8 protein-coding genes are annotated in these 6,902 nt (G+C 61.9%); 3 read left to right on the forward strand and 5 right to left on the reverse strand.

Annotated elements, in window-relative coordinates; genetic code table 11:
• The first annotated feature begins 36 nt into the window (after window positions 1-36).
• The gene (locus WS91_RS02840) at window positions 37-453 is read left to right on the forward strand and encodes a VOC family protein (RefSeq protein WP_038754650.1); all 417 of its coding nucleotides are present in this window, start codon (window positions 37-39) and stop codon (window positions 451-453) included.
• A 193-nt stretch (window positions 454-646) separates the two neighbouring features.
• On the opposite strand, the gene WS91_RS02845 is transcribed toward WS91_RS02840, so the two are convergent.
• The 3 genes from WS91_RS02845 to speG form a co-directional block, all read right to left on the reverse strand.
• Window positions 647-1,201, reverse strand: coding sequence for a YaeQ family protein (locus WS91_RS02845; RefSeq protein ID WP_038754648.1), 555 nt, complete (start codon window positions 1,199-1,201; stop codon window positions 647-649).
• Window positions 1,202-1,393: 192 nt separating this feature from the next.
• Window positions 1,394-1,741, reverse strand: a complete 348-nt coding sequence (gene sap1 / locus WS91_RS02850) for a surface attachment protein Sap1 (RefSeq protein ID WP_038754645.1) — start codon at window positions 1,739-1,741, stop codon at window positions 1,394-1,396.
• Between the two features lie 486 nt (window positions 1,742-2,227).
• On the reverse strand, window positions 2,228-2,788 hold the full coding sequence (gene speG / locus WS91_RS02855) for a spermidine N1-acetyltransferase (protein ID WP_059669700.1): 561 nt from the start codon (window positions 2,786-2,788) through the stop codon (window positions 2,228-2,230).
• 160 nt (window positions 2,789-2,948) lie between these two features.
• Here speG and WS91_RS36645 point away from each other — a divergent pair, with 160 nt between their 5' ends.
• A complete protein-coding gene (locus WS91_RS36645) occupies window positions 2,949-3,119 on the forward strand; it encodes a hypothetical protein (RefSeq protein WP_162836179.1) in 171 nt (56 codons plus the stop codon).
• Window positions 3,120-3,457: 338 nt separating this feature from the next.
• Here WS91_RS36645 and WS91_RS31885 read toward each other — a convergent pair whose 3' ends face one another.
• On the reverse strand, window positions 3,458-3,613 hold the full coding sequence (locus WS91_RS31885) for a lipoprotein (protein WP_038754640.1): 156 nt from the start codon (window positions 3,611-3,613) through the stop codon (window positions 3,458-3,460).
• A gap of 64 nt (window positions 3,614-3,677) precedes the next feature.
• Entirely contained in the window at window positions 3,678-4,844 is a 1,167-nt protein-coding gene (locus WS91_RS02865) for a DUF4382 domain-containing protein (RefSeq protein ID WP_059669702.1), read from the reverse strand.
• Between the two features lie 554 nt (window positions 4,845-5,398).
• Here WS91_RS02865 and WS91_RS02870 point away from each other — a divergent pair.
• Window positions 5,399-6,106 (forward strand): lysozyme inhibitor LprI family protein, encoded by a 708-nt coding sequence (locus WS91_RS02870; RefSeq protein WP_059669703.1) that lies wholly within the window; start codon window positions 5,399-5,401, stop codon window positions 6,104-6,106.
• Window positions 6,107-6,902 lie beyond the last annotated feature (796 nt).

Raw genomic sequence — 6,902 nt, forward strand, 5'->3', positions numbered from 1 at the left:
CACTCGGTAGGACTCCCCCCGAAGGAGACGTCCCCGATGAAATTCCACATCCACGAGATCGATCACGTGGTGCTGCGCGCCGCCGATCTGGCGGCGATGACCCGTTTCTATTGCGAAGTGCTCGGCTGTCATGTCGAGAAGGAGCAGCGGGAATTGGGGCTCGTCCAATTGCGTGCGGGGCGCTCGCTGATCGATCTGCTCGCGGCCGGCGCGCCGATCGACCGTGCGGACAGCGGGACGCCGGGAAAGGGGCGGAACATGGATCATCTGTGCCTGCGCATCGAGCCGTTCGACGCTGCCGCGCTGCACGCGCATCTCGCCGCGCACGGCGCGCGGCCGGGCGACGCCGCGCGGCGCTACGGCGCGGACGGCTACGGGCCGTCGATCTACCTGTTCGATCCGGAAGGCAATATGGTCGAGCTCAAAGGGCCGCCGGAAGCCGTCGCGTGCTGAGCGCCACGACACGGCGCCGGCGCAAGGCGGGCAATTCTCCTCCCGAACGCGGGAACCTGAAATCCGGAATCGGCGGACGGCGGGCGACGGACGGAAAGCGGAAAGCGGAAAGCGGAAAGCGGAAAGCGGAACAGGCTAACCGCCCCGGCTGGCAAGCTGCAACGCGCGGCCGCCTGCGCCGCCAACCACCCGCTCAAGCGTCTTCGCGAGCCTTCAGCGTCGTCCACTCGATCGCGACCGGATCGTGCGTCGCGCTCGACAGCCACGCGGCGCCGTCCTGAATCATGCACTGCAAACGCATCGTGCGCTCGGCGAAACCGCCCAACGCCGCCGCGACGCCCTCCGCGAGCGACGTCACCTGCACGTTGCGCAACCGCTCGACCTTGCCGCGCACGCCTTGCCACCAGATGTCGGACGTGCGCCCGCCGTACGCGATGACGTTCACCCGCTCGGCGCGGCCGCTCGCTTTCGCGATGCGGCGCTCATCCGGCTGGCCAACGTCGATCCAGGTCTCGATCGCCCCGGTCAGGTCCTTTTGCCAGAGATCGGGCTCGTCGATATCCGACAGCCCCTTGCAGAACTCGAGCCGCTCATGCGCGAACAGCGCGAACGCGGCGATGCGCACCATCATCCGCTCGTCCGTTTCGGACGGGTGACGGGCGACGGTGAGCGAATGATCGGCATAATAGTGCCGGTCCATGTCGGCGATTTGCAGCTCCGCCTTGTAGATCGTCGATTTGAGCGCCATTCGGCATCGGGGCCCGCACGGGCCGTTGATTCGGGTCGGGGCGTGATGATACCGAATGCGCGATGCTCGCGCGACCGCTCGCACGCGTCGCCGCCGACGGCGGCCGTAAACGCGCAACGGCCCGACATGCACCGGGCCGTACGAACTCGGCGCGCTCGGCCCGTACCGAACGCGCCGCCGAAAGCGAACGCGTTACTGCTTGATGAAGCGCGCGTCGGTCCAGAGGCCTTGCTGGTCGCTGTTCTCGGCGCTCACGAACTGCACGTCGCCCTCGTCGACGCTCACGACCCGGAAGCGCTGTCCCTCCGGCACCGACAGGCAGCGATAGTCGTCGAAATACTGCTGCCTCGCCTGAGACTGGCCGTCGCGCTCGTGGCTCAGTACGGAATCCAGATTGTCTTTCGACAGGCATCCCCAAGCGTTCTTCGTCAGCTGGATTTCCTGCTGCGGCTTGAGCGGCGCATCGCCATTGGCCTGCGCCACCGAAAATGCAACGATGCCGCTCGTCAGTGCCAGTAAAAGACCGGTTCGCTTCATCATGTCGTGTCTCCCAATCGCTCGGGTCATGAGCTCGGGTTAGGTATGTATTTAAAGGCTTGCGTCGACCCGCGTCTTCTCATGCTAGGAAAAGCGAAGGCGATCGCAAGCACATTCGTTGTGCGACCGCAATAGCGACGGATTGCCGCACCCGCTCCGCAGCCCTGTTCGCGCAGCCTGCCGCTGCGCTCCGCCACGGCGCAAATCCGTATTCCCAATTTTTCGGATGCCCAAAAGTCTTGCGCTGCAAGCCTTCCGGTCGCACGCGTTTTCTCACGATGAACGAGTTGGATAATTCAAAAGGCGCCGCTTATCGATTTGATGCGCCGCACATAAATTCGTCAAGAAATTTCGCACCGCCACATGAAAATCTTCTGATCAGCGGAATTCAAAAAAAATGCCAGGTGCGTTCGCACCCGGCATCCGTTCCGTCGCCAGCCTTCAAGCGCCCCGGCTGGCGCGGCGCGCCGCCGTACACGCCGGCCGGCTTTATTCGCACCCGTGTAATTCCGCACCCCGTTGGGTCTCGAAATAATCGCGCTGGAAAATGCACATTCTCAATGCGTTGTGATATTGGCCGTTGCCGAAAAACTCTTCGATCAATTCGGCTTCGTGCTTGAAACCGCATTTCTCGTAAACCCGAATCGCCGCGGCATTCGATTTGTCGACGATCAAATACAGCTTGCGCAGGTTCAGCACCTTGAACGCATATTCGACGGCGAGCCGGGTCGCGCGCGTCGCGTAGCCGCGGCCCTGACGGTTCGGCGCGATGATGATCTGGAACTCGCCGCGGCGATGAATGTAGTCGAGCTCGATCAGTTCGACGAGACCGACAAGTTCGTCATCCGAATCGAACGCGACGAAGCGGCGCTCGCGCTGGTCATGCACGTGCTGGTCGTACAGTTGCGACAGCTCGGTGAACGTTTCGTACGGCTCTTCGAACCAGTAACGCATGATCTTCGCGTCGTTGTTCAGTTCGTGCACGAAACGCAGGTCCTGACGCTCGAGCGGCCTCAGCGCGAGCGTGTGTTGTTCGTTCTGGATTTGCATGTTGATTGTCCTTGAGTCATTCGAGGGGCGGCGTGGGGGCGGCATGGACACCCGTACAAGCGCGGAGTGCGTCGAAGAAAGCATCGACGGAAAATGACTGTGGGCTTTGGTACAGAGTCTAAAATTAAGCGAGGGTTCCCGCCCCGCGATGGAGACTATCGTGATCGAGCAAGTGATACTGGGCGTTTTTCTCGTACTCCCGCTTCTCATCGTCGCGGTGCTGTATTCGGACGAACTCTGGCAGGAACATCGCCTGCAGCATCCGCGCGACGAGCACGCACCGCATGTCGATTGGCGCCACCCGTGGCGGCTCCTGCGGCGAGGGCACTGACGGCGTCGAGACGTCCGCGCACCGGCCGCGCGCGGATTGGCCGCATACGAGGACATCCGCCGCGCCGCCGCTCGGCGAAAGCGGCAAGTACGCGCCGCATCGGCGCTCCTGCCACGCACGCGTGATTCGTTCGACGCGCCATTCCCGTCGCACGTCAGGCCGCGAGCTTGCCGCCGAGGCGCTGCGCGCCGTGCGTCACGTGCCGCGCTTCGCTTCACGCGCGCATCGAAACACGCCGATCCGAGTCGAACCGCCGCACATCCCGCCAATCCTCGATACCCCGCGTTCGGACACGAAAAAGGCGCCCGAAGGCGCCTTGGTACACGTGCTCGCGAGACTCAGCAATTTCCCTTCTTCGCTTGTCCCGGCGGGCAGAAGCCATTGCCCGGGCCGCCTTGCGGCGCCATGATGACGCCCGGCTGATCCGGCACGTAGACTGCGCAGCCGCTCAGGACACCTGTGGAAACCGCCAGCGCGATGATGATTTTCTTCATGTTGTTTCCCCGTTTGTGATGAAGGCGGAAGGAGCAGCGCCCCTTCCGTTCGTATTGCCGACGATTAGAACCCGAAATTGACGTTCGCGACCGAGCCTGCGGCGATGTTCGCCGGCTGCTGCTGCGTCGCGCCGTTCGCCGCATCGGCTTCGATCGTGTACTGGCCGGCAGCGCTCGGCGCCGCGCTCATCGCGACGGGCAGCGAACCCGAATACGTGCCGACGATCGGCGCCGCGGTCGGCAGCGTCAGCGCGTAGGCGCCCGTGTCGAGATTCGCGTTCGTCGATGCAACCTCGTACGGCAGCGAGTTCACCATCTGCAGCGCGCGCAGGATCGCGTCGGCGCTCGCCGTGACCGTGCCGCTCACGACGTTCATCGTCGATGCGGGCAGGGTGATCGGCACGGATGAAGTCGACACCGACGTCGTCGTGTTCACGACGACGGGCACCGAACGAACGATCCCGGTCGCCACGTTGTTCTGCGCGATCACGATGTCGTAGTTGCCGTTCGTCGAGCTCTGCACGAGCGGCGTCAGCACGAAGTGGCCGCTGCTGTCGGCGATGGTGCCCCTGACGACCTGGCCGTTCTGCTCGGCGTAGACCGTCGCGCCGGCTTCGTTCGGCGCGACATAGCCGTCGATCGCGCCGCTGACGACGGTCGGCGTGGCGGTCACGACTGGCTTGAGCGCATACGCGCCGTTGCCGCGCTGGACGATCGACTTGCACGCGTTGAAGTCGAGAACGAGATCGACGAGCGTGTTCGGTTGAACCGTAAACGGCGTGATGATCTTGTAGCCGCTTTGCGTCGCGCTCGGCGTGGCGAGCGGCTGCTCGGTGCCGCCCGTCGGCACGACCGAGTTCGCGAGCGTATTGCCCTGGCTCTGCGCGAGCACGAGCCGCACTTGCTGGTACTGGCCGGCCGGCAGCGCGCTTTGGCCGAGGTCGGCGAGCACGCCGTTGGTCAGCGACAGAAGGTCGACCTTCTGCGGCGTCGCGAGCGCGACGTCGGTCCAGCCGGAATCGTTGTCGCCCGCTTGCGCGCTCATGTTGACGCGCACCTTCGAGACGGTCACGTAGACGTGATCGAAGCCGCACGACGGCGCGTCGGTCATCGCGACATGCAGCGTGCCGGTTTGCCCGCTGCTGCTGCCGCCGCCGTCGCCACCACCGCAGCCGGCGAGCGAGATCGACGCCGCGGCCGTCAGGCCGAGAATCTTCCAGATTGTTTTCATGACACCCCCCAACCATTGTCTTGGTGTGCGAAGGATACGTAGCGGATGAGTGTTCGTCTTTTACCCTTTTGCAACCAGCCGTAACTTTTGCATCTTGTGTTTCAGAGCGGCTCGGAAAAGCTTGTCAGTATGAAGAGAAGGACGGAGTTAGGAGAAACGCCGAGGCAAGTTTGGCGGTGTTTGACGATGTCGAACCGGCTGCCGAGGAATGTGAAAGATTGTTAATTGTTGAGTGAGTTTCATTTCTTCCAGCCACGTCTCGAGTGCGTATTTTCCTCGCTGCCGGCGCCGGGCATAGCACTAAAATCAAAAGGCAATCACGTTGTCGGCGGCACGAGAACCAACACAATACGACGGGGTGAGCCATGAGAACTTCGGTGCTGTCGTGCCTATTGGCGGCGACGCTTGGCGCTTGCAACCACTCGAGCAAGCAGGAAACGCCCACTGCTTCGGCAAGCCCGCAACAGCCGGCGTCCGCGAGCAGTTCCAACAACGCGCCGCCCCCGCCTCCCGCGCCGATCGCTGCGCCCGCGCTGCCTTCTCACCAATACGCAATGGAGCAAGACGGTACGTATGGCTACGAGCCGGCCTTGAGCGAGGACGACGTTCGCAGCGGCAAAGCAACGAAGCCTCTCGTCATGATGCGTTATGTCGGATTTCGAGACGGAACGTACGTGTTGCTGATGCTTGATCCGGATAACGAAACTTATGCGACGCGCGTGACATGCCAGGCGCCGTGCAATTTTGCGAAAGTGCAGAGCATGTCCGCCGCGACGGTTCTCAAAACCGATACCATTCGCGTTGTACCGAATTCGCTGATAGGCGCCATGCTGGAAGACGCGCTATCGGGCCAACTGAAACCGTATGGCCAGTCGTCGCCATCGATGCCGCAACCCGTTTCCGTTCCGCCCGCCAATACCGCGGCGACGACTTCGGCGCAATCGACGACGCAAGCTTCGCAGACGGAATCAATTGCGCAGCAAACGAGTTTCGATTGCTCGAAAGCCAACTCGATTCCCGAATACCTGATCTGCCATGATCCGGAACTTGCCGCTTCGGATCGAGAGCTCGCTGATATCTACCGACAAGCGAAAGAAGCGGTTCCTGACAAGGCCGCATTCGCCGAACGCACGCGAAGGCAATGGAACTATCGTCAAAAAAATTGCCGAGACAAGCCATGTCTCGTTTCGTGGTACGTGTATCAAAAGGAGGTTTTGACGAAAATCGCTCAGACCGGTGACGTGAACGCGCAGTCGCAGTGAGCACCGGCTTCGACGATGCCGGGTCACGCGCGGAAAGCGATGCGCGAGATCAATCGGCCGAGCCTTCGGACATGGCGCAGTGGAAACCCGTGTTAGGCAACTGGGCTGGCGGTTCGATCTTGCGTTGATGGTGTCGTGCGATCAATACAGAACCTAGCAATGCTCCAAAAATGCCCATGACATAAAGGATCAGCGGCCTGTCGCCCTTACCTTGTGTACTAACTTGTGTACTAAAACCACAAAGTCATCGCAGTTATCCACCGGCAAACATGGGCTGCCGAAGTTGGCAAACGTCACGCGGGACGCTGCTCAGAAATGACCGCCCTCGCAGGGTACGCGCCCCGCAGCGGTGCCCCGACAGAATTCATATCGCTTGGCTGTATCTGCTATTCCAGCATGGGTGTTCCGTAGATACCAACAAAAATACCAACAGGCGTATCGGCGTAGGCTCGATCAGGGAAGGGAGGCGCTGTGCGTAACCTTGTCGTGCCGCCGGAAGCAAAAATATCTGGAGATTTGGAGACAAACACTCGTTTCGGCTTGTGAGCCTTGTCTGGCATAGAGGCGACTATCTCCAAGTGTATCTCCAAAACACCCAATTTCTTGGAGACAAAGTTGGAGACAGGCGGCCTCGTCTCAAGCGTTCGGGCGGGTGCTTTGCAAGCAATGTCTACCGTCTGGAACGGTGCGCGCAAAAGACTCCCCCGCGCCGCTGCACGGTAAGCGCCTCGCGAAGGCCGTCCGCAATCCGGCGCGCACGTGAGGCATGATTGGTTATCGAGCGCTCGTGTTGGCC

Origin of the sequence: Burkholderia sp. MSMB1498, assembly GCF_001526245.1 — a bacterium.
In the GTDB taxonomy this organism is placed as follows: domain Bacteria; phylum Pseudomonadota; class Gammaproteobacteria; order Burkholderiales; family Burkholderiaceae; genus Burkholderia; species Burkholderia savannae.

Bases quoted from the DNA above. Each gene is read 5' to 3' on its own strand.
- WS91_RS02840 (WP_038754650.1), top strand. From the start codon at position 37: ATGAAATTCCACATCCACGAGATCGATCACGTGGTGCTGCGCGCCGCC.
- WS91_RS02845 (WP_038754648.1), bottom strand. From the start codon at position 1,201: ATGGCGCTCAAATCGACGATCTACAAGGCGGAGCTGCAAATCGCCGAC.
- sap1 (WP_038754645.1), bottom strand. From the start codon at position 1,741: ATGATGAAGCGAACCGGTCTTTTACTGGCACTGACGAGCGGCATCGTT.
- speG (WP_059669700.1), bottom strand. From the start codon at position 2,788: ATGCAAATCCAGAACGAACAACACACGCTCGCGCTGAGGCCGCTCGAG.
- WS91_RS31885 (WP_038754640.1), bottom strand. From the start codon at position 3,613: ATGAAGAAAATCATCATCGCGCTGGCGGTTTCCACAGGTGTCCTGAGC.
- WS91_RS02865 (WP_059669702.1), bottom strand. From the start codon at position 4,844: ATGAAAACAATCTGGAAGATTCTCGGCCTGACGGCCGCGGCGTCGATC.
- WS91_RS02870 (WP_059669703.1), top strand. From the start codon at position 5,399: ATGGAGCAAGACGGTACGTATGGCTACGAGCCGGCCTTGAGCGAGGAC.